The 21,151-nt window shown below is 68.7% G+C and carries 20 protein-coding genes, 1 tRNA gene and 1 pseudogene; 16 read left to right on the top strand and 6 right to left on the bottom strand.

The features are described from left to right. Positions 1–562 (bottom strand): FAD-dependent oxidoreductase (locus tag ACRDPN_RS04810; RefSeq protein ID WP_431446229.1); only part of this gene is annotated, 562 nt, incomplete at its 3' end. A gap of 87 nt (positions 563–649) precedes the next feature. On the opposite strand from ACRDPN_RS04810, the gene ACRDPN_RS04805 reads away from it, so the two are divergent. Then, entirely contained in the window at positions 650–1,636 is a 987-nt protein-coding gene (locus tag ACRDPN_RS04805) for a pirin family protein (RefSeq protein WP_431446228.1), read from the top strand. Positions 1,637–1,667: 31 nt separating this feature from the next. Further along, positions 1,668–3,167 (top strand): glycerol kinase GlpK, encoded by a 1,500-nt coding sequence (glpK, locus tag ACRDPN_RS04800; RefSeq protein WP_431446227.1) that lies wholly within the window; start codon positions 1,668–1,670, stop codon positions 3,165–3,167. 4 nt (positions 3,168–3,171) lie between these two features. Here glpK and ACRDPN_RS04795 read toward each other — a convergent pair whose 3' ends face one another. Continuing rightward, complete coding sequence (locus tag ACRDPN_RS04795) at positions 3,172–3,420, bottom strand: hypothetical protein (protein WP_431446226.1); 249 nt, start codon at positions 3,418–3,420, stop codon at positions 3,172–3,174. A gap of 29 nt (positions 3,421–3,449) precedes the next feature. Here ACRDPN_RS04795 and ACRDPN_RS04790 point away from each other — a divergent pair, with 29 nt between their 5' ends. The 4 genes from ACRDPN_RS04790 to ACRDPN_RS04775 all read left to right on the top strand — a co-directional run bounded on the left by ACRDPN_RS04790 (position 3,450) and on the right by ACRDPN_RS04775 (position 6,599). Then, positions 3,450–3,593, top strand: coding sequence for a hypothetical protein (locus ACRDPN_RS04790; protein ID WP_431446231.1), 144 nt, complete (start codon positions 3,450–3,452; stop codon positions 3,591–3,593). Positions 3,594–3,601: 8 nt separating this feature from the next. Further along, a complete protein-coding gene (locus ACRDPN_RS04785; RefSeq protein WP_431446225.1) occupies positions 3,602–5,341 on the top strand; it encodes a glycerol-3-phosphate dehydrogenase/oxidase in 1,740 nt (579 codons plus the stop codon). A 17-nt stretch (positions 5,342–5,358) separates the two neighbouring features. Beyond that, a complete protein-coding gene (locus tag ACRDPN_RS04780) occupies positions 5,359–6,105 on the top strand; it encodes a DUF4097 family beta strand repeat-containing protein (RefSeq protein WP_431446224.1) in 747 nt (248 codons plus the stop codon). A gap of 197 nt (positions 6,106–6,302) precedes the next feature. Beyond that, positions 6,303–6,599, top strand: coding sequence for a hypothetical protein (locus tag ACRDPN_RS04775; RefSeq protein ID WP_431446223.1), 297 nt, complete (start codon positions 6,303–6,305; stop codon positions 6,597–6,599). Here ACRDPN_RS04775 and ACRDPN_RS04770 read toward each other — a convergent pair. Together ACRDPN_RS04770 and orn are read right to left on the bottom strand one after the other, a co-directional pair. After that, positions 6,578–6,653, bottom strand: a tRNA-His gene (locus ACRDPN_RS04770). The two genes, ACRDPN_RS04775 and ACRDPN_RS04770, sit on opposite strands and share 22 nt — an antisense overlap. A gap of 61 nt (positions 6,654–6,714) precedes the next feature. Next, positions 6,715–7,338: an oligoribonuclease gene (orn, locus tag ACRDPN_RS04765; protein ID WP_431446222.1), complete on the bottom strand. Its 624-nt coding sequence runs from the start codon at positions 7,336–7,338 to the stop codon at positions 6,715–6,717. A gap of 62 nt (positions 7,339–7,400) precedes the next feature. On the opposite strand from orn, the gene ACRDPN_RS04760 reads away from it, so the two are divergent. Continuing rightward, entirely contained in the window at positions 7,401–8,183 is a 783-nt protein-coding gene (locus ACRDPN_RS04760; protein WP_431446221.1) for a DsbA family protein, read from the top strand. Position 8,184: 1 nt separating this feature from the next. Here ACRDPN_RS04760 and ACRDPN_RS04755 read toward each other — a convergent pair whose 3' ends face one another. After that, complete coding sequence (locus ACRDPN_RS04755) at positions 8,185–8,538, bottom strand: fluoride efflux transporter FluC (protein ID WP_431446220.1); 354 nt, start codon at positions 8,536–8,538, stop codon at positions 8,185–8,187. Then, complete coding sequence (locus ACRDPN_RS04750; RefSeq protein ID WP_431446219.1) at positions 8,535–9,026, bottom strand: fluoride efflux transporter FluC; 492 nt, start codon at positions 9,024–9,026, stop codon at positions 8,535–8,537. Before ACRDPN_RS04750 ends, ACRDPN_RS04755 begins: the two co-directional genes overlap by 4 nt. 229 nt (positions 9,027–9,255) lie before the next feature. Here ACRDPN_RS04750 and ACRDPN_RS04745 point away from each other — a divergent pair, with 229 nt between their 5' ends. The 9 genes and pseudogenes from ACRDPN_RS04745 to ACRDPN_RS04705 all read left to right on the top strand — a co-directional run. After that, complete coding sequence (locus ACRDPN_RS04745; protein ID WP_431446218.1) at positions 9,256–10,128, top strand: NTP transferase domain-containing protein; 873 nt, start codon at positions 9,256–9,258, stop codon at positions 10,126–10,128. Further along, positions 10,125–11,936: an aldehyde ferredoxin oxidoreductase family protein gene (locus tag ACRDPN_RS04740; RefSeq protein WP_431446217.1), complete on the top strand. Its 1,812-nt coding sequence runs from the start codon at positions 10,125–10,127 to the stop codon at positions 11,934–11,936. Before ACRDPN_RS04745 ends, ACRDPN_RS04740 begins: the two co-directional genes overlap by 4 nt. Beyond that, a complete protein-coding gene (gene fdhF, locus ACRDPN_RS04735; protein WP_431446215.1) occupies positions 11,933–14,866 on the top strand; it encodes a formate dehydrogenase subunit alpha in 2,934 nt (977 codons plus the stop codon). The genes ACRDPN_RS04740 and fdhF overlap by 4 nt, the downstream gene beginning before the upstream one ends. A gap of 2 nt (positions 14,867–14,868) precedes the next feature. After that, positions 14,869–16,617: an NAD(P)H-dependent oxidoreductase subunit E gene (locus ACRDPN_RS04730; protein WP_431446213.1), complete on the top strand. Its 1,749-nt coding sequence runs from the start codon at positions 14,869–14,871 to the stop codon at positions 16,615–16,617. Positions 16,618–16,629: 12 nt separating this feature from the next. Then, positions 16,630–17,856, top strand: coding sequence for a molybdopterin-binding protein (locus ACRDPN_RS04725; RefSeq protein ID WP_431446211.1), 1,227 nt, complete (start codon positions 16,630–16,632; stop codon positions 17,854–17,856). Positions 17,857–17,867: 11 nt separating this feature from the next. After that, positions 17,868–19,790, top strand: a complete 1,923-nt coding sequence (locus ACRDPN_RS04720) for a molybdopterin biosynthesis protein (protein WP_431446209.1) — start codon at positions 17,868–17,870, stop codon at positions 19,788–19,790. A 17-nt stretch (positions 19,791–19,807) separates the two neighbouring features. Next, positions 19,808–19,984, top strand: a pseudogene (locus ACRDPN_RS04715) (GntR family transcriptional regulator); the annotation flags it as partial. 54 nt (positions 19,985–20,038) lie between these two features. Continuing rightward, positions 20,039–20,728: a substrate-binding domain-containing protein gene (locus tag ACRDPN_RS04710; RefSeq protein ID WP_431446230.1), complete on the top strand. Its 690-nt coding sequence runs from the start codon at positions 20,039–20,041 to the stop codon at positions 20,726–20,728. Next, positions 20,725–21,151 (top strand): substrate-binding domain-containing protein (locus ACRDPN_RS04705; protein WP_431446207.1); only part of this gene is annotated, 427 nt, incomplete at its 3' end. The genes ACRDPN_RS04710 and ACRDPN_RS04705, both read left to right, overlap by 4 nt.

Here is a 21,151-nt window from a genome sequence, read left to right as displayed (position 1 = left end):
CGGTGTCGTCGGTGAACCGCTCCTCGATGGTCATCCCGAGCGGCTGCCCGACCAGGTCGCGCCACACGCCCTTGTCCACCCGCTCCCGCACGTCGCGCTCGAACGGCAGCGGGGAGAGCAGCGTCGGATAGACGACGGAGGCCATGCTGTTGACGTCTGCGTTGAACGCCCGCCAGGCGTCGTACTCCGCGTCGGAACCGGTCAGCTCCCGGAACGATCGAGCCGTCTCGTCACCCTCGTCGCGCTCGACGCAGAGTCCGCCGGACTTCCCGTCCCGCACCACGGGTGTGTACGACGCAGCGGGCCGGGACCTCAGCTCGAGGTCGAGGCCGAGGTCCTGGACGACCTGCGCCGGCAGCAGCGAGACGAGCCGGGCGTAGCGCGACACCCGGGTGTCGAAGCCGGGGAACGCCGGCGCGGACACCGCGGCGCCGCCGATGTGGTCGAGCCGCTCGAGCACCAGAACGGAGAGCCCGGCCCGGGCGAGGTAGGCCGCCGCGGCGAGTCCGTTGTGGCCGCCGCCGACCACGACGACGTCGTACGCACTCCCTCCCGAGTCCACGCCAGCGACACTAGCGGTGCCGAGGTGACACGGAATATCCAACCTTCAACTACCGTTGGTGTCGGTGACGTAGAGGAGGTGGGCCCGATGCCCGCAATCACCGTCGACGACCTGACCGTCCTGGACCGGGTGCGTGCGCCTGGGCTGGGTGACCAGCCGCGTCCGGTGTGGAGCATCACCACCGCGCCGTCGGGGTTCGAGGGGGAGGGTTTCCCGGTCCGCCGAGCCTTCGCCGGCATCGACCTGGCCCACCTCGACCCGTTCATCATGATGGACCAGATGGGCGAGGTGGAGTACGCGCCCGGTGAGCCCAAAGGCACGCCGTGGCACCCGCACCGCGGCTTCGAGACCGTCACCTACATCATCGACGGCGTCTTCGACCACCAGGACAGTCATGGCGGTGGCGGGTCGATCACCGACGGCGACACCCAGTGGATGACGGCCGGAAGCGGCCTGCTGCACATCGAGTCCCCGCCGGAGTGGCTCGTCGCCAAGGGCGGCCTGTTCCACGGCTTCCAGCTGTGGGTGAACCTGCCGAAGGCCGACAAGTGGCTCCCACCGCGCTACCAGGACATCCGCGCCGGCGACGTCGGCCTGGGTGCCTCGCACGACGCGGGCGCGCTCATCCGCGTCATCGCCGGGGAGGTCGACGGCATCAAGGGTCCGGGCAGCACGCACACGCCGATGACGATGGTTCACGCCACCGTCTCCACCGGCGCGGAGATGACCCTGCCGTGGCGCACCGATTACAACGCCCTCGTCTACCTGATGAACGGCGACGGTTACGTCGGACAGGACCGCCGCGCCATCCACTCGGGCCAGCTGGCGGTCCTCGGCCACGGCGAGACGATCACCGTCGGTGCCGACGCCCGGCAGGAGTCGCGTCACCCGGCGCTCGACGTCATCGTGCTCGGCGGACAGCCGATCCGCGAGCCCATCGCCTGGGCCGGCCCGTTCGTCATGAACACCAAGGCCGAGGTCCTGCAGGCGTTCGAGGACTACCAGAAGGGCAAGCTCGGCACCATCCCGTCCGTGCCGCACGCCGACGTGCGCGGCGAGCTCAAGCCCGACTGACCGCTCGGTGGGCCCTCGCTAAGGTGCCTTCATGGCTGAGGCACGCTACGTCGGCGCGATCGACCAGGGCACGACGAGCACCAGGTTCATGGTCTTCGACCACGACGGGGCCGAGGTGGGACGCCACCAGCTCGAGCACGAGCAGATCCTGCCGCAGGCCGGCTGGGTCGAGCACGATGCGTCGGAGATCTGGGCGCGCACGCAGGACGTCGTGGGGAGCGGACTCGAGGAAGCCGGCATCAGGGCCACCGACCTCGCTGCGATCGGCATCACGAACCAGCGCGAGACGACCGTCGTCTGGGACCGTCGTACCGGCGAGCCCTACCACCACGCGATCGTCTGGCAGGACACCCGCACCGACGCCATCGCCAAGCAGCTCGAGCGCGACGGCCACGCCGACCTGATCAAGGAGCGCACCGGGCTCCCGCCGGCGTCGTACTTCTCCGGCGGCAAGCTGCGCTGGATCCTCGAGAACGTCGACGGCGTCCGGGCCGACGCCGAGGCGGGGCACGCGCTCTTCGGCACCATGGACACCTGGGTGATCTGGCAGCTCACCGGTCTGCACCTCACCGACGTCACCAACGCCAGCCGCACCATGTTGATGGACCTCGAGACGCTCGACTGGGACGACGAGCTGCTCGGGCTGTTCGACGTACCCCGCGAGATGCTCCCCGATATCCGCTCCAGCTCGGAGGTCTACGGAACGACGAGCGCCGACGGACCATTCGAGGCCGAGGTTCCCGTCGCGGGCGACCTCGGCGACCAGCACGCCGCCCTCGTCGGCCAGGTCTGCTTCGAGCCCGGCAGCCTCAAGAACACCTACGGCACCGGCAACTTCCTGGTGCTCAACACCGGCACCGAGATCGTTCGCTCGGAGCGGGGGCTGATCACCACACTCGGCTACCGCTTCGGCGACCAACCCGCCGTCTACGCCCTCGAGGGCTCGATCGCCGTCACGGGCTCAGCCGTGCAATGGCTTCGCGACCAGCTCGGCATCATCGACGACGCGGCCGAGACCGAGACTCTCGCAGCCCAGGTCGACGACACCGGGGGCATGGCCTTCGTCCCCGCTTTCTCCGGCCTGTTCGCGCCCTACTGGCGATCAGATGCCCGCGGCGCGATCGTCGGACTCTCGCGGTTCAACACCAAGGCCCACCTGGCCCGTGCCGCACTCGAGGCGATCTGTCAGCAGAGTGCCGACGTCGTCGAGGCGATGGTGGCCGACGCCGACCTGAGCCTCGACGTGCTCAAGGTCGACGGCGGCGTCACCAGCAACTCCCTGTGCATGCAGATCCAGGCCGACGTCCTCGGTGTCCCCGTCAGCCGCCCGGTCGTCGCCGAGACGACGGCGCTCGGCGCCGCCTACGCCGCTGGGCTCGCGGTCGGCTTCTGGTCGGGCACGGACGAGCTGGCCGACAACTGGTCCGAGGACGCCCGGTGGGACCCGACCACCGACGCCGGACAACGCAAGACCGCCCGGGCCCAGTGGGCCAAGGCGGTCGAGCGCACCCTCGACTGGGTCGAGGAGTAGTCCTTCAGCGGGTGATGGTGCTTTTGCCGAAGGCAAGTCCGGCGAACGCGATCGCCATGAACGGTGGCGACACGACGCCCGGGAACCCCGGCAGCCCGGTTGCAGCGGCGAACGCGGTCACGGCGAGCACCGGCACCAGGCAGACGACGCCGATCCAGCGCGAGACCGTGCGGTCACGGAACGCCATCCAGGCGATCGCGCCGAGGGCGATGGTCACACCCAGCCAGCCGATGTAGCTGGCGAAGTCGTTCATCACGTACATGATGTACAGGCAACACCGCCATCGCGCGGCGGCTCGTCCTGTGGCCGAAGACGGTGCGCAACCGGGTCAGCGACGTCCTGGCCAAGCTCCATGCACGAACGCGTGCGGAGGCGGTGTCGATGGCGCGCGACGTCGGAATCGGTGAGACTGACGGCTTTGGTTGACTAGGCCCATGCGATCGGTCCCACTGTCACCGCAGAACCGCGAGGCCGCCCTCGCCGCCATGAGTTCGCAGACGCTCGACATCCTCGTGATCGGTGGCGGTGTGGTCGGCGGCGGTGCAGCGCTCGACGCTGCCACGCGCGGCCTCAGCGTCGGGCTGGTCGAGGCGCGCGACTTCGCCTCGGGCACGTCGAGTCGATCCAGCAAGCTCATCCACGGCGGGCTCCGCTACCTGGAGATGCTCGACTTCCGTCTCGTCGCGGAGGCGCTGGCCGAGCGCAGCCTGTTGCTGGAGAAGATCGCCCCTCACCTCGTCCGTCCGGTGCCGTTCATCTATCCGCTCACCCGCCGCGTCTGGGAGCGCATCTACGCCGGGTCCGGTGTGGCGCTGTACGACTCGATGGCGTTCCTGTCCGGACGTTCGCGCGGCGTGCCGCACCACCGTCATCTCACCCGTCGCGGTGCCCGTCGCCTCATGCCGGCGCTCAAGAAGGATGCTCTCATCGGGGCTCTGCACTACTACGACGGCCAGGTTGACGACGCCCGCCACACGATGTTCCTGTCCCGCACGGCGGCTGCCTACGGGGCCCATGTCGCCAGCCGCACCCGTGTCATCTCGCTGCTGCGCGAGGGCGATCGGGTCACCGGCGCGCGCGTCAAGGACCTCGAGACGGGCGACGAGCACGATGTCGCCGCACGTCAGGTGATCAACGCCACCGGCGTCTGGACCGACGAGACCCAAGGTCTCGCCGGTGAGCGCGGGCAGTTCCATGTGCGCGCGTCGAAGGGCATCCACCTCGTGGTGCCGCGCGATCGCATCCGCGGCGAGACCGGCCTCATCCTGCGCACGGAGAAGTCGGTTCTGTTCGTCATCCCGTGGGAACGGCACTGGATCATCGGCACCACCGACACCGACTGGGACCTCTCCAAGGACCATCCGGCAGCGAGTCGCTCCGACATCGACTACCTGCTCGAGCACGTCAACACCGTGCTCGTCGAGCCGCTCACGCACGACGACGTGCAGGGCGTGTTCGCCGGGCTGCGGCCCCTGCTGGCCGGTGAGGACGCGGCCACCAGCAAGCTCTCCCGCGAGCACGCCGTGTCCACGAGCGTCACCGGACTCGTGGTCATCGCCGGTGGCAAGTACACGACGTACCGCGTCATGGCCAAGGACGCCGTCGACGCCGCGGTGCAGTCCATGTCGCTGATCCACAGCCGCAAGGTTCCGGAGTGCTGCACCGAGGACGTCCCGCTGCTCGGCGCCGACGGGTACGAGGCGGTCTGGAACCAGCGGCAGAAGCTCGCAGCGGAGAGCGGCCTCGGCATCGGTCGCATCGAGCACCTGCTGCGTCGGTTCGGCTCGCTGGTCACCGAGCTGCTCGACCTGATCGCCGAACGGCCCGACCTCGCCAAGGCGCTGGGCGGCGCGGACGGTTACCTGCGCGCCGAGATCGTCTACGCCGCGTCGCACGAGGGTGCCCGTCACCTCGACGACACCATCGCCCGCCGCACGCGCATCTCCATCGAGACCTTCGATCGTGGTATCGAGGTTGCAGAGGAGGTTGCCGGGCTCATGGGGGACGTGCTCGGGTGGAGCGTCGAGCAGCGTGACCGCGAGGTCGAGCACTACCTCGCCCGGGTCGAGGCCGAGCGGGAGAGTCAGACGATGCCCGACGACGAGACCGCCGACGCGGCGCGGATGGGTGCATCCGACGTCGTGCCGATCTCCCAGGCCGGCGCCACCGTCTGATGCACGACCGTTCCCTCATGGCACCACACCGCCGCCTCGACGACGGAGAGCGGCGTCCGTGGGTGCGCACGCTCATCACGGTCGTGGTCACGGTCGGGATCATCGCGATCGTGCTCGGCGCTCTCGCGGCCACGTCCCTGGCGTCGAGCTCCACTCGAACCGCCGCGAATCGCATCGACGTCGGCGACGAGCCGCAGCTGGCCATCCGCTCCACCGATGCCGATGTCCGTCTGGTCGAGGGCACGAGCTCGGACATCGTGATCCGGGCCGAGGTCACGAGCGGCCTGCTCGAGACGGGCTACGAGCTCCGGCGCCGAGGCCACGAGATCGAGGTCGTCGGCAGCTGCATGAACTGGCTCTCGCCGGGTTGCGGCGTCGTCGTCACGGTGGCCGTTCCGCCGAAGCTCCCGGTGCTGGTGGCCACCGACACCGCCGACGTGACCGTCAGTAGTCTCCGCGACCGTGTCGTGACCATTGCCACTGGCAGCGGCGACATCCGTGGAAGCGGCTTGCGGGTCCAGGAGTTCTCGGCCCGAGCCCACGACGGTGACATCGACGCGAACTTCGCCGAGCAGCCGTTCGCACTCAAGGCCCGCTCGCGGAGCGGCGACATCTTCGCCCGCATCCCGATCGGCGTCATCGACTACTCCCTCCACATCGGTTCCGGCAGTGGCGACGTCCGGTCGGGGATCAAGTCCGTGCGCGGGGGGAAGGGCATCGTGCAGGTCGTCAGCGATTCCGGGGACATCCTGCTGCGCCGATGACAAGTTGAACGCCATGGAACTCCGGACGACCCGCAGGTTGTCGCGGTCTGCGTCATCATCTTCGTCACCTCGCTCGTGGGACTCCTCCTGGCGCTGATCTTCGAGTGGCCCACCCAGTTCGACGGCTCCGGCAGATCGACGGTCACCCTCGGCGAGTTCGTCGCGAAGGGCACGGCGACATCGATCCCCGTCGCTCCGTGGGTCGCTCTGACGGCGTGCGCCGTTCTGGCTCGGAGCCGGCGCTGGTGGGGACCACCGCAGTCTTCGTCCTCTGCCTCCTCGGGCCGCTGTTCGTCATCGGCGGGCTAGGGGAGGCGTTCGCGCCGTCGAACCCGTTCGTCCCACGACCGGTGCTGGTGACCTCGGGAGTCGTGGCTTGCGCGCTAGGCCTGTCGCTGCTCGTCACGGGCATCGCCGACCTGCTCGAACGTAGGCGAACCCCCGCCACGAGTTCACGTGTGCAGGGGTTCCGTGGGGTGGACGACGGGACTTGAACCCGCGGCCACCGGCACCACAAGCCGGTGCTCTACCAACTGAGCTACGCCCACCACGCGTGCCGGGCATGCACCCGGCACGGCGAGGACGAGTGTAACGCAGCGCGAGGGGTGCTCACGAAGCGCCTTGAGGCTCATCAGAGGTGCCGTCGAGGACCTCGGCGGCCAAGGCGCGAGCGGCATCGGAGTCCGGCCCGGGTGGTTCCACGAAGACGGCTCTGCGGTAGTAGCGGAGCTCGTCGATGCTCTCGGTGATGTCGGCCAGCGCGCGGTGACTGCCGCCCTTGGCCGGCGCCGCGTAGTAGGCACGCGGGAACCACTGGCGGGTGAGCTCCTTGATGGAGGAGACGTCGATGACGCGGTAGTGCATCCAGCCCTCGAGCTCGGGCATGTCGCGGGCGAGGAACGTCCGATCGGTTCCGATGGTGTTGCCGGCCAGCGGTGCCTTGCGCGGCTCGGGCACGAACTCCCGGACGTAAGCGAGCACCTGCTCCTCCGCCTCACGCAAGGTGAGTCCGGCATCGAGCTCGTCGAGCAGTCCGGAGCTGGTGTGCATGCGGGTGACAACCTCGTTCATCTGTTCGAGGGCCGCGGCGGGTGGCTTGACGACCAGGTCGATACCGTCACCAAGGATGTTGAGCTCGTAGTCGGTGACCAGCGCGGCCACCTCGATGAGCGCGTCGTTCTCCAGCGAGAGACCGGTCATCTCGCAGTCGATCCACACCAGCTTGTCCTTCACGTCGCATCACCCTAGTACCCACCGTTTCTTGGGTGATTCATCCGGGTCGGTAGGCTCCCAGCGTGACCAACGAACGCCAGCAGCGAGCCGCCCGTGCCGAGCAGATGCGCAAGGAGCGGGAGAAGGCCGACCGCAAGCAACGCAACCTCATCACCGTCGCGATCGTCGTCGTGGTGCTCGCGCTGGTCATCGCCGGTGGCTGGGCCATCAAGACCACGAGCGACTCGCGTGCGCAGGAGACCGACGTCATCACCCCGAAGGGTGCCACCGAGGACTTCGGAGTCGTGTACGACGCCGAGGCCGCCGGCGGCGAACCCGCCTCCGACGCGGTTGAGGTCGTTCTCTACGAAGACTTCCAGTGCCCGGTCTGCAAGTCGTTCGAGCAGGCCAACGGTGCCTATCTCGACGAAGCGGTCAAGAAGGGCGAGATCACCATCGAGTACCGCATCATCGCGTTCCTGGACCGCGCCAGCCAGAACGAGTACTCCAGCCGCGCCGGCTCGGCGGCGATGTGCGCCCAGGAATCCGGCGGCGTCGAGGCCTACAAGCAGGTCAGCAACCTGCTCTTCGCCAACCAGCCGGCGGAGGGCACGGCCGGTCCGGAGGACCCAGCCCTCGTCGAGACGTTGAACCAGGCCGGGGTGACCGGCGAGGCTGCGGAGCAGTGCGTCGTGACCGGAAGGTTCATCCCCTGGATCGAGAAGGCCACGGAAGCATCCCGTGACGCCAAGGTCGAGGGAACGCCGACCGTCCTGATCGACGGCAAGAAGGTCCAGGGCGCCCAAGGCGGAGTTCCGCAGCTCCCCGACCTGCAGAAGGCCATCGACGCAGCCAAGACGGCCTGACTCAGAGCTGTCCCACGGCGTAGCCGACTGACGCAACAGCGACGCACACCACGAGCACGCCGAGAGCATTGACCGCCGCCGCCAAGGGGCGACGGTCGAGCAGTAACCCGGCAGTCTCCAGGCTCGCCGCGCTGAACGTCGTGTAGCCGCCGAGGAAGCCGGTTCCCACGACGTCCGACCAGCGGGTCCCGACACCGCTGCCGATCAGCAGTCCGAGCAGGAATGACCCGGTGACGTTGATCAGGATGGTCGCCCATGGAAACGTCGACGTCGTCCGGTGCCGCACCAGCCCGTCGACCACGAGCCGGGTGGCCGCCCCGAGCCCGCCCGCGACGGCGATGAGGAGCGGTGTCACCGCGCCACCGCCCGGACACTGAGAACGCCGGCTAGTGACGCGACGAGACCGATCGCCACCGTCGCGAGCGCGTATGTCAGCGCGAGACCGGCTCGCCCATCACGAAGCAGGCCGTCGGTCTCGACGGCGAGCGCGCTGTAGGTGGTGAAGCCGCCGAGGAAACCCGTGCCGGCCAGAAGCCGGGCGGTGCGACGGTGCCCGACGTCGGATCCGCGCACGGCCAGCAGCTCCAGGAGCACGCCGAGGGCGTACGCCCCGACGAGGTTGACCGTCAGAGTGCCGACCGGCAGGCCCTCTGACGTACCCGCCAGCAGCTCGACGCCGTACCGCGCCAAGGAACCGACCGCGCCGCCCACAGCGACGAGGGCGATGAAGCTCGGGGAGAGGTGGACGGGGATCGGTTCGCCATCGGGACCCTCGTCGGCCTCGAGGTCCGGGTCGTGCGGGAGGGGACGCTCCGGTCCGTGCTCGGCGGGATTCTCAGGCACGCGGGCAGCGTATCCAGTTCGCGTCAGTCCTCGGGCTCCTCGGATCTTCTGGTCGGACGGCGGCTCGTGCGCGCTCGGCAGGACGGGTGATTGGTCATCGCCCTTGGCCCTGGTGGCGGGCGTAGGATGGTTGGGTCCGACGGGCGCGACCGGAGATCCCCGAAATGATCATTCGGCTCGGGCCAGGAGGGGTGATGGCAATCTTGACAGACGGTATACCGTCTACGGTATGAATGCGTCGGCCGGGATCGTGCTTGCGGGTGGCCGCTCATCCAGGATGGGGACAGCGAAGGCAGCGCTCGAGTGGCACGGGTCCACCTTGCTGCGCCACGTGACCGGCGTGGTCGGCCGTGCGGTCGAAGGGCCGGTCATCGTGGTGCGGGCACACGGACAGGAGCTGCCCGAGCTGGACCCCCGGGTCGTCCTGTGTGACGACGTGGAGGAAGGACGAGGGCCGATGGAGGGGCTCGCCGTCGGGCTGGCGGCCGCAGCAGAGCACTCCGAGACGGCCTTCGTCTGTTCGACAGATCTGCCCTTCCTGCACGCAGCCTTCGTACGTGCCGTGCTCCGTGGCTTCGAGCCTGATGCGAAAACGCCGGATGCGGAGCGCCCCGAAGTGGTCCTCCCGTTCGTTCACGGCTACCGTCAGCCGATGGCCGCTGGATACCGGACCGACCTGGCGCCGCAGATCACCAAGCTGCTCGATGCTGACCGACGGCGCCCCGCACACCTGTTCGAGGAGTGCAACGTGCGACAGCTCGACGACGCGGAGCTGTTGTCCGACCCACGCTTGGCAAGCGTCGACCCAAACCTTGACTCCGTCATCAACGTCAACGAGCCCGACGAGTATCGCGAAGCCCGCAGCCGCCCCGCACCCGAGATCGTCGTGGAGCGGTACGGCGTCCTCGCGACCAGCGGAGGGGGCCGTGGCCCACGCAAGGTCCGAGCCGCGACCATCGCCTCGGCTGCGGAGCAGGTGGGGCTGGCGTTCGACGGCCACATCGTCGCCGCACTCAACGGTGACCAGATTCGGGGCGACGGAATGGTGCCACTGATGCCCGGTGACACCGTGTCGTTCATCTCTGCGGACGCGGGCGGGTGACCGGTGTGGTGACGCCACCAGGTGGCTACTTCGGCAAAGCCCTCGTCGTCGATGTGACAGACGGCTCGAGCACGACGCTGCCACTGCCCGATGATGTGCTGCGCCGCTTCCTCGGCGGGGCCGGTCTCGGGGTCTGGTTGATGAACGAGCTCGGGCCGGCGGGCGTGGAACCGCTCGACCCGGCGGCACCCCTCGCGTTTGTGTTCTCACCGCTGGTGGGCACGCCGCTGACGACCAGCGCCAAGTTCGCCGTGGTGGCCAAGTCACCTCTGACCGGCTTGCTCACCGATGCGTTGGCATCGAGCCACTTCGCCATCGCTGGCAAGTTCACCGGTCATGACGCGATCGTGCTCACCGGGTGCGCAGCATCACCGTCCAACCTCCTGATCGACGAGGAGGGCATCGAGCTCGTTGATGCAACGGAGCAGTGGGGGATGTCCGCATCCGATGCCGAGGAGTCGATCCGTGAGCGCTACGGCCGGAGATGGCGCGCGGCCTGCATCGGCCCGGCCGGTGAGAACCTGGTGCGCTACGCGACGATCTCCCACGACGGTCGGCACGCAGGGCGCGGCGGCCTGGGTGCGGTGATGGGCTCCAAGAACATCAAGGCTCTCGCGGTGAGGGGCGGCAAACGGGTCGCCATCGCCGACCAGGAGGCGGTGCTGTCCGCAGCGAAGGAGCTGCGCGGTCGCTCGTTCGGCCCCGCCACCAAGAAATACCGCGAGCTCGGGACGCTCTCGAACCTGCTCGCCTTCAACGCGATCAACACGCTTCCCACGCGCAACTTCCAGGAGTCCACGTTCGCGGACGCACCGATGCTGTCCGCGGAGGACCTTGCGGAGAGCCGCTCGGTGGCCAAGAACAGCTGCGCCTCCTGCACCATCGGGTGCGAACACATCTATGCCACCAAGGGCGGGACCAAGGTGCGTGTCGAGTACGAGAACGTCTTCGCTCTCGGACCCATGTGCGGGGTGTCCGATCCCGACCACGTTCTCGAGGCCAGCTTCCGCTGCGACGCTCTCGGTGTGGACACGATCTCGGCCGGCGGCACGATCGCCTGGGCGATGGAGTGCGTCGACCGCGGCCTGCTGGATGCGCCGTGGCTGAAGTTCGGTGACGGCGAGGCGCTTTTGCGGGTCCTGGACGAGATCGGCACCCGGACCGGCATCGGAGCCCTCCTCGCCGAAGGCTCGAGACGTGCGTCGAAGGAGGTCGGACACGGCTCCGGCGACTTCGCACCGCACGTCAAGGGCATGGAGATGCCGGGCTACGAGCCGCGCACGATGCAGTCCATGGCTCTTGGGCTCGCGGTCAACGCCCGCGGCGCCGACCACAACCGGTCCGGGGCCTATGAGGCCGACCTCAAGGAGGGCCTCGACCGGGTGCGGGGGACCGCCGAACACGTACGTGCGGCGATCGAGACCGAGGACCGCGCGGCCATCATGGATTCGATGATCCTCTGCAAGTTCCTGCGGGGCGTTTTCACCGAGCCGTTCGACGAGTGGGCGGGTCTGTTGTCGAAGGTCACCGGGTGGGATGTCGACGGAGTGGAGCTGCGCGAGACGGCACGCCGCATCGTGCATGCCAAACGCGCCTTCAACCTTCGTGAAGGGTGGACGCCAGCCGATGACTGGCTTCCTGAGCGCTTCCTCGACAGCCCGCTCGAGCTGGCCTCGGGACGCACCGCGACCCTGCCCGCCGAACGATTGCGGGCCATGATCGACACGTACTACGCCGAGCGTGGGCTGGACTCCGAGGGCCGGCCGTTCGTTGCACAAACCATCTCTGGAAGGGCGTCGCATATATGACCATCACCAGTCCTGCTCCATCGGAGGCCGCGGTTCGCACGGTGTCGCTCACCATCGACGGCCAGAGCGTCTCGGTCGCCGAAGGTACGACGATCTGGGAGGCCGCGCGTGACTTGGGGATCGACATCCCGGTGCTGTGCCACGACGAGCGCTACGACCCGGTGGGTGTCTGCCGGATGTGTGTGGTCGACGTGGGTGGACGTGCCGACGCCGCGGCGTGCATCCGGCCCTGTGAGTCGGACATGGATGTCTCCACCTCGACGCCCGAGATCGAGAACCGCCGCAAGGTGCTCGCCGAGCTGCTTCTCGACGACCAGCCGCCACGCGACCAGGACCCCAAGCAGACCACCACTGCCGACAACGAGCTGCTCTCCTTGGCAGACAGCTTTGCGATCACCGACATCGACGACCTCTTCCCAGGCCCGGCGCGGGGGAAGGACGACTCGAACCCGGTGATCGCCGTCGACCACGACTCCTGCATCCTCTGCGACCGCTGCGTCCGAGCCTGCGACGACATCCAGGGCAACGACGTCATCGGCCGCAGTGGCAAGGGCTACTCGACCCGCATCGCCTTCGACCTCGACGACCCGATGGGCTCGTCGTCGTGCGTCACCTGCGGCGAATGTGTGTCCGCGTGTCCCACGGGCGCGCTGACCAACAAGGCGATCAACAACATCCCGATCCAGCCACGCGAGAAGCTCGAAGCGGTCGACACCGTATGCCCGTACTGCGGTGTGGGCTGCGCCCTGACCTACTTCGTCGATCGCGAGCGCGGCGGGATCTCCTTCGCCGAGGGCCGCGACCAACCGGGCAACCAGGGCCGACTGTGCGTCAAGGGGCGCTACGGCTGGGACTACGCGTCCTCCCCGCAGCGGCTCACCGTGCCGCTCATCCGCATCGACTCGTCCTACCCCAAGGGGCCGTTGTCGGAGGACGTCAAGGAGAACGCAGGCCAGGACAGCACCAAGCGCGTCAAGGCGGCCGAGGACAAGGACCGCTCCAAGCGGGGCAAGGGCCGCCGGCCCGGCGGGCTGGTGCCCTACGAGGAGGTGATGCCGCACTTCCGTGAGGCCACCTGGGACGAGGCGCTGGACCTTGTCGCGAGCCGGCTGGGCGGGATCTACGCGGAGAGTGGTTCCGACGGAATCGCCGGTTTCGGGTCTGCGAAGTGCTCCAACGAAGAGGCCTACCTCTTCCAGAAGCTGATCCGCACGGCCTTCGGGACCAACAACATCGACCACTGCACCCGGCTGTGCCACGCGTCCAGCGTCGCCGCGCTCTTCGAGGGCGTCGGGTCCGGTGCGGTATCGACCACCTATGGCGACATCACGAACGCCGACGTCGCGATCATCACCGGCAGCAACGCGACCTCGAACCACCCGGTCGCGTCATCGTTCTTCAAGAACGCGCGGCGAGAGGGAACCAAGATCATCTACATCGACCCTCGCGCCGGGGCAGTCGCGGATCATGCCGACGTATTCATCCAGCTCAAGCCGGGCACCGACGTGGCCCTCTACAACGGCATCATGCATGAGGTCATCCGTCTCGGCCTGGTCGATGAGGACTTCATCGCCAGCCGCACGTCGAACTACGAGGCGCTCGCCAAGATGGTCGAGGCCTACCCGCCTGAACTCGCGGCGCAGATCACCGGCGTCGACGTCGAGCTGATCCGTGAGGTGGCCAGGCTCTGGGGTGAGGCCGGCGCCGGGCTCATCTTCTGGGGGATGGGCGTATCCCAGCACACCACCGGAACCGACAACTGCCGCTGCCTCATCGCGATGTGCTCCATCACCGGCAACGTCGGACGCCCGGGCACCGGGCTGCACCCGCTGCGTGGTCAGAACAACGTGCAGGGGGCCTCCGACGCGGGCCTGATCCCGATGTTCTACCCCAACTACCAGGGTGTGTCCGAGCCCAAGACGAAGGCGATGTTCGAGGAGGCGTGGGGCACCGACCTCAACCCTGAGAACGGCCTCACCGTCACCGAGGTCATCAAGTCGATCCTCGACGAGGGTGTCCGCGGGATGTACATGCTCGGAGAGAACCCGTTCCTGTCCGACCCGAACATCAACAAGGTCCGCAAGGCACTGTCCAAGCTGGACTTCCTGGTCGTGCAGGACATCTTCCTCACCGAGACGGCCGAGTTCGCCGACGTCATCCTTCCCGCTTCGTCGTACATGGAGAAGGACGGCACCTACACCAACACCGACCGGCGCGTGCAGCTCGGCCGCAAGGTCTTCGACCCGCCCGGGGAGGCTCGCGTCGACTGGGAGATCGTCCAGGAGATCGCGCAGCGGCTCGGCCTGGACTGGAGCTACGAATCACCGCGTGAGGTGTTCGAGGAGATGGTCCCGCTGATGCCGGACTACGCCAACCTGGACTACGACAACCTCGGGTCGTCGGGCAAGCTCTACCCGGTCGAGGATCCCGAGCACAGCGACGGCACGGTCGTCCTGTTCGACGAGACCTTCAACACCGCGGACGGGCTGGCACATCTGGTTCCGGCCGAATGGATGCCGGCGAAGGAGCTTCCCAGCAAGGAGTATCCCTTCGTGCTCAACACCGGTCGACTGCTCGAGCACTGGCACACCGGCTCGATGACCCGGCGGTCCTTCGCGCTCGACGCCATCGCGCCACGTGCGGAGGCCTACCTCCATGCGGACGACGCGACCCGGCTCGGGCTGAGCGACGGCGACCTCGCCCGGGTGGAGTCGCGGCGTGGGGAGATCGTGCTCAACGTCAAGGTCTCCCACCGTGAGGCGCCAGGCAACATCTTCATCCCGTTCCACTTCCGGGAGGCCGCGGCGAACCTGCTGACGATCGACGAGATCGACCCCACCGGCAAGATTCCAGAGTTCAAGTTCTGCGCTGTCCGGATCGGTCCTGTGGGTGACCGTGAAGGCGCTCGAGTCGGAGGTGGCACACAGTGACGATGGCGGCCAACAAGTGGACTGCGGTTCCCGGAGTCGAAGCGCGCAACGGTCGCTTCCGGGGCCCGAGCCTGATCCCGATGCTGATGGCGATCCAGGAGCGTCAGGGCTGGCTGCCCCGGGAGGATCTGGTGGCGCTGTCGCGTGAGCAGAAGCGGCCGCTGTACGAGATCGAGGGCCTGGTCTCCTTCTACCCGCACTTTCGCACCGAACCGCCGAAGGGTGTCACCGTCGCGGTCTGCCGCGACCTGACGTGCTGGCTCAAGGGATCCGAGGACCGGATCAAGGCTCTGCACGAGCAGTACGACGGCGTCGACGACGTGGAGCTGGTGGAGGTCTCCTGTCCTGGCCGCTGTGACATCGCGCCCGCAGCGACTGTCGATGAACGTCCCGGTCGCGTCGAGCAGATCGACGGCTTCGTGGAGAGTCGGCGTCAGGGCGACGAGGACCCCGGCGCAACCGTCTCGTACGGGCCGGACGGTGGCTGGCCCAACGACCCCTACACCTCCAACGAGCCGCGCTACCAGTCGCTTCGTGCCCTGCTCTCTGGAGAGATGACGCACGACCATGTCCTCGACAACCTGAAGGACTCTGGCCTTCGAGGGATGGGCGGAGCGGGCTTCCCGACCGGCAAGAAGTGGGACCTGGTCCGCAACACCGAGGGCAGCGTCAAGTACGCCATCTGCAACGCGGACGAGTCCGAGCCGGGCACATTCAAGGACCGGCAGCTGCTGGCCGAGCAGTCGCACCTCGTGCTCGAGGGAATGCTGATGGGCATGGTCGTCACCGGCGCTGAGGAGGGCTGGGTCTTCATCCGGCACGAGTACGGCCCCGAGGAGACCGTCCTGCACGCCGAGATCGAACGTCTCCGCAGCGAGGGCCTCATCGGTGAGGACGTGCTGGGCACCGGCCGCCGGTTGATGCTCGACATCTTCACCTCACCCGGGGGCTACATCCTCGGCGAGGAGACAGCTCTGATCGAGTGCATGGAGGGCCACCGTGGCGAACCGCGGAACAAGCCACCCTTCCCCGGCGTGTTCGGTCTGTGGGGGAAGCCGACGTTGATGAACTCCGTCGAGACCTTCGCCGACGTGCCCGTCATCGCGTCACGCGGTGCGGACTGGTGGAAGGACCAGGGCGTCAACGGCAGCGACGGGCTCAAGTTCTTCGCGGTCTCGGGACACGTGGAGAAGCCCGGCGTCTACTGCGTGCCGATGGGCACCACGATCCGTGACCTGCTCGACGTGGCCGGCGGTGTGTCCGACGGCAGGGAGCTCGACTCGGTGCAGCCCGGTGGTGCTTCGTCGAACTTCCTCGGACCGGAGCACCTCGACGTCGCCCTCGACTTCGACACCCTGGCCGAGGCCGGCTCGATGCTCGGGTCCGGCGCAGTCGTCGCGATCGCCGAGGGCACCGACGCGCTGGCCGCCGCGACAAACGTGCTGCGGTTCTTCCGCAACGAGTCGTGCGGCAAGTGCGTTCCCTGCCGGGTCGGGTCCACGAAGGCCCACGCGCTGCTGACCGACACCCTGGAGGCCGGCGGTGAGCTCGACGACGGGCGGCGCGAGCGGCTCCTCGAGCTCGAGGTGACCATGCGGAAGACCTCGATCTGCGGCCTGGGTCAGGTGGCCCTCGGCCCGGTGGTCAGCGTGATGGGTCGCCAGCGTGGCGCCACGATCGCGCGGCCGCAGCCGCGCCAGAAGGCTCCAGACACGGTCGCGCAGCCGCGCCAAGATCCTCCGGACGCATGAAGGCTGCCTCCCTTGGGCGGTAAGGAGTTCTTCACCACCCTGTCGGTGTCGGAGGCGTTGGCAGGGTTCCGACCGAGTCGACGCACCGGTGAGGAGACGGTCCTCCGGGAGGACGCGCTCGGCCGGGTGCCGGCCACGGCCGTGGTGTCGGGCGCGGAGCTGCCCGGATTCGCCCGGTCGACGGTCGACGGCTACGCCGTCCGTGCGGCTGACACGTACGGCGCGAGCGACGGACTCCCGGCCTACCTCGACCTGATCGGCGCGGTGCGGATGGGCGTCGGCGCCGATGTCGCGGTGCGCCCGGCCACCGCGGTCCAGATCCCCACCGGAGCGGTCATCCCGGCCGACGCCGATGCCGTGGTGATGGTCGAGCACACGCAGATCACCACGTCGGACGTGATCGAGGTGACCCGGCCGGTCGCGGTGGGGGAGGGAATCGTCCACGCCGACGAGGACGTGGCCCTCGGGTCCGAGATCGCACCGGCGGGCCGACCGTTGCGAGCCCAGGACCTCGGGCTCCTGGCGGCGGCCGGCGTCACCGAGGTGGTCGTGTGCGCACGACCACGGGTGGCGATCATCTCCACCGGCGATGAGGTGGTGCCGCCCAGCACGAAGGAGCTGATGCCGGGTCAGGTGCGCGATGCCACCGCCTCCGCGCTGGCGGCCCTGGTCACCGAGGCAGGTGGCGAGCCGTCGCTCCGAGGGATCGTGCCCGACGACGTCGATGCCCTGACCAAGACACTCGAGTCGGCTCTGCAGGACAGCGATCTCATCGTCGTCTCGGCCGGCTCGTCGGTCGGTGCCCGCGACGAGACGACCGCCGCGGTCGAGTCCCTGGGTGGACCGGGCATCTTCTGCCATGGGCTCTCGATCAAGCCCGGAAAACCCACCCTGCTGGCCGAGTGCTCCGACGTGCCGGTCATCGGGCTCCCGGGGAACCCGCTGTCCGCGCTGGTCGTGTTCCGCCTGGTCGGGCTGCCGATCCTACGTCTCCTCGGCGGCATCACGCGGCCCCCTGCGGAGCCAACCAGATCGGCCACACTGTCGCGCAGTGTCGCCTCGGCCGCGGGTCGGCTGGACGTGGTGCAGGTGCAGGTCCGCGACGACGTCGCCACCCCGCTGTTCGGGTTCTCCGCGCTGCTGTCGATCCTCACCACCGCCGATGGATACGTCGTGATCCCGGAGCCAGCAACCGGACTCGAGTCCGGGGCCGACGTCACCGTGACGACGTACAGGTAGCGTGGCGGCCCGTGCACGAAAGTCCCTTCATCAGCGACGTCCCCGTCGAGTCCGCGCTACGGACCTGGTTCGACACCTGCGGCGCTGCCGGCTGCCCGATGCGCCTCGAGGGAGCAGCCGTCACGTTGGAGGACGCAGTCGGGCGGGTGACCGCCGAGCCTGTTTGGGCGACCCGATCCTCCCCGGTCGGCGACTCCGCCGCGATGGACGGCATCGCGGTCCTGGCGAGCGACACCGCCGGTGCCACGCAGACCACTCCGCTGCAGCTCGGGCCAGATGCTTACGAGGTCGTTGACACCGGAGATCCGATCCCGGATGGCTTCGACGCGGTCGTGATGCGCGAGCACGTGCACTACGTGACAACCTCCGCCGGCGAGGCCGCAGAGATCATGTCCGCGGTGCCGCCGTACCAGCACGTGCGCTCGATCGGCGAGGACGTCAGTGCCGGTGAGCTGTTGCTGCCCGAGGGCCACCGACTGCGGCCGGTCGACGTCGCCGCGGCTGCCGCGGCGGGAGCCACCGACCTCGTCGTTCGCCGCCGGCCGCGGGTCGCCGTCATCCCCACCGGGGACGAGATCGTGCCGGTCGGGTCACCGCCACAGCGGGACCAGATCCTCGACACCAACTCGCTGATGCTGGTCGCGCAGGCGCGCGAGGCGGGCTGCGAGTCCTGGGCGACGCCCATCCAGCCCGATGTCCAGGAGCAGATCAGCGCGGAGGTGCGGGAGGCGACAGCCACCGCGGACCTGGTCATCGTGGTCGCCGGGTCGAGCGCGGGGCGCGACGACTACACCGCACGGGTGGTCGACGAGCAAGGTGAGCTGGCCGTGCACGGGGTCGCCGTGCGACCTGGCCACCCCGTGGTGCTCGGCGCGGTCGATGCCACCCCTGTCATCGGCGTGCCCGGGTTTCCGGTGTCGGCTGCGCTGACGTTCGACATCTTCGCCGCACCGCTGCTCGCTGCTCTCGAAGGCGCGGCGCCGCCCCACCGCCCAGAGGTCCCGGCCCGTCTCGCGCGCAAGCTGCCCTCGGTGGTGGGCATGGACGACTGGGTGCGGGTGCGCCTGGGCTCCGTCGCCGGCCAGGTAGTCGCGTCACCGCTTCCCCGTGGGGCCGGCGTGCTGACGTCTCTCGTCCGGGCCGACGGGCTTCTGCTCGTGCCCGCTGGTGTCGAGGGGCACCATGCGGGAGAGGAGGTCTCGGTGCAGTTGTTGCGCCGGCTACCGGAGATCGAGCGCACGATCGTCACGATCGGGTCGCACGACCTCGTGATCGACCTGGCGGCCACGGCGATTCGGTCTGCGGATCCGACGCTGACCCTGGTGTCGACCAACGTGGGCTCGCTCGGCGGGCTCGTCGCGTTGCGCGACGGGCTGTGCCACCTCGCCGGCTCCCACCTGCTGCACCCCGCGACGGGGGAGTACACGCTGCCCTACCTCGACGAGATGATGAGCGACCGCGACCTGGCCGTCGTACGCCTGGTGCACCGCGATCAGGGACTACTGGTCCAGCCCGGAAACCCGCGCGGCATTACCGGGCTTGCTGACCTGGCAGGTGCGGACCTGGCCTATGTCAACAGGCAGCGTGGTGCGGGCACGCGGATGCTGCTCGACCATGAGCTTCGCCGGCTCGGGATCGACCCGGCGAAGGTCAGTGGCTATGCCCGGGAGGAGCCGACCCATCTGGCAGTCGCCGCAGCGATCTCGGCCGGGCGCGCAGACTGCGGGCTGGGCATCATGGCTGCGGCGCGAGCCTTCGGCCTGGACTTCATACCGGTGTCGCGGGAGCCCTACGACCTGGTGGTCGAGGCCAGCAGTCTCGAGGACCCGCTCCTCGCGCCGCTGTGGAAGCTGCTGGACTCACCCGACTTCCACGCATCCATCGAAGGCCTGGGTGGGTACAGCACCGAGGAGACTGGTCGTCGCATCCGGTAACACTGTATTCTGTATTTATGGTACAGAAGGTACAGGACGTTGCTGGACGAATTGCCGCCGATGTCGTCGCCGGACGACTCACTCCCGGTGACCCGATCCCCTCGGTGCGGGCCCTCGCGCAGCAGGTGGGATGTTCCCCTGGAACGGCAGCACGTGCGCACTCGATCCTGCGGGAGGCGGGCGTCATCTCCGGTTTCCCTCGGTCCCAGGCAGTCGTCACCTCGGACGGGGTTGCACGTGCCCTGGCCATGAGCGCAACCGTCGGCACGGTGCGGCTTTCCGGCAGCGACGACCCAGCCCTGGACCTCCTGCAGGCAGCCGTCGGCCCTGCCGTGGAGCGAGCTGAAGGCGGTCGGGGGAGCGTGGCCGGTCTGGGGCTGCTGGCGCAGGGTGTGGTCGACGCCGCGGCGGTGCACCTTGGAGACGCGCGGACCGGCCGTTCCAACGACTTCTTCGTCCGGAGGGTGCTGGGAGGGGAGCCGGCGATGCTCGTGCACCTGTGGAGCCGCGAGCAGGGAATCGTCGTGCCCAAGGGCAACCCGATGGGTATCCGGGATGTCACCGACCTCGCCGGGACAAGACTGGCGTGGCGGCCACCCGGCACCGGGTCACGGCTGTTGTTGACCCGGCTGCTGCGCGACGCCGGCGTCGAACCCCCGCCGGAGGCCGAGCAGTGCGACTCCCACCTCGGGGTCGCGGTCGCGGTGGCCACCGGTGCCGCTGACGCCGGGCTTGCCGTCCGATCGGTTGCCGAATCGGTGGACGCAGAATTCCTCCCGGTCGAGTGGGAGGACTTCGAGCTGGCGGTGGAACCTGAGTCGATGGGTCTGCTGGCGCCGCTGCTCGACGTTCTGGCCAGCACGGCCGTCCAGGACCGGGTTTCCAGCCTGAGCGGCTACGACCTTCGGTGCAGCGGCGACTTCAGGATCGCAGCGTGAAGCAGGCAGCGGTCAGCGCTGTCGTCGCTGTGAGCCTGCTGGCGACGGCTGGTTGCGGGTCCGATGAGCCCGAGGCATCCGGCGGCCCGAGCGGAGACATGATTCTTGCGACCACGACCAGCACCCAGGACTCCGGACTCCTGGACGAGATCCTCCCTCTGTTCGACAAGAGCAGTGACTGCGTCGTCAAGACGGTCGCGGTCGGTTCCGGGCAGGCGATGGAGATGGGCGCGAGCGGAGACGCCGACGCACTGCTCGTCCACTCACCTGATGACGAGGAGCAGTTCATGGCCGAGGGCCATGGCTCGAGTCGCGAGGCGGTCATGCACAACGACTTCGTGCTGGTGGGACCGCCCGACGACCCGGCAGGGGTCGCCGACGCCGACGACGCCGCCGAGGCTCTGAGCCGGATCGCCGACCAGA

It is taken from the genome of Aeromicrobium sp. (assembly GCF_050700635.1).
GTDB lineage: Bacteria > Actinomycetota > Actinomycetes > Propionibacteriales > Nocardioidaceae > Aeromicrobium.
This window is presented reverse-complemented; position numbering and strand designations above follow the sequence as displayed.

Coding starts and splice junctions, on each gene's coding strand:
- fdhF (WP_431446215.1), top strand. CDS start 11,933: ATGACCATCACCAGTCCTGCTCCATCGGAGGCCGCGGTTCGCACGGTG.
- ACRDPN_RS04745 (WP_431446218.1), top strand. CDS start 9,256: ATGAATGCGTCGGCCGGGATCGTGCTTGCGGGTGGCCGCTCATCCAGG.
- ACRDPN_RS04795 (WP_431446226.1), bottom strand. CDS start 3,420: ATGAACGACTTCGCCAGCTACATCGGCTGGCTGGGTGTGACCATCGCC.
- ACRDPN_RS04805 (WP_431446228.1), top strand. CDS start 650: ATGCCCGCAATCACCGTCGACGACCTGACCGTCCTGGACCGGGTGCGT.
- ACRDPN_RS04785 (WP_431446225.1), top strand. CDS start 3,602: ATGCGATCGGTCCCACTGTCACCGCAGAACCGCGAGGCCGCCCTCGCC.
- ACRDPN_RS04730 (WP_431446213.1), top strand. CDS start 14,869: ATGGCGGCCAACAAGTGGACTGCGGTTCCCGGAGTCGAAGCGCGCAAC.
- ACRDPN_RS04710 (WP_431446230.1), top strand. CDS start 20,039: ATGAGCGCAACCGTCGGCACGGTGCGGCTTTCCGGCAGCGACGACCCA.
- ACRDPN_RS04780 (WP_431446224.1), top strand. CDS start 5,359: ATGGCACCACACCGCCGCCTCGACGACGGAGAGCGGCGTCCGTGGGTG.
- glpK (WP_431446227.1), top strand. CDS start 1,668: ATGGCTGAGGCACGCTACGTCGGCGCGATCGACCAGGGCACGACGAGC.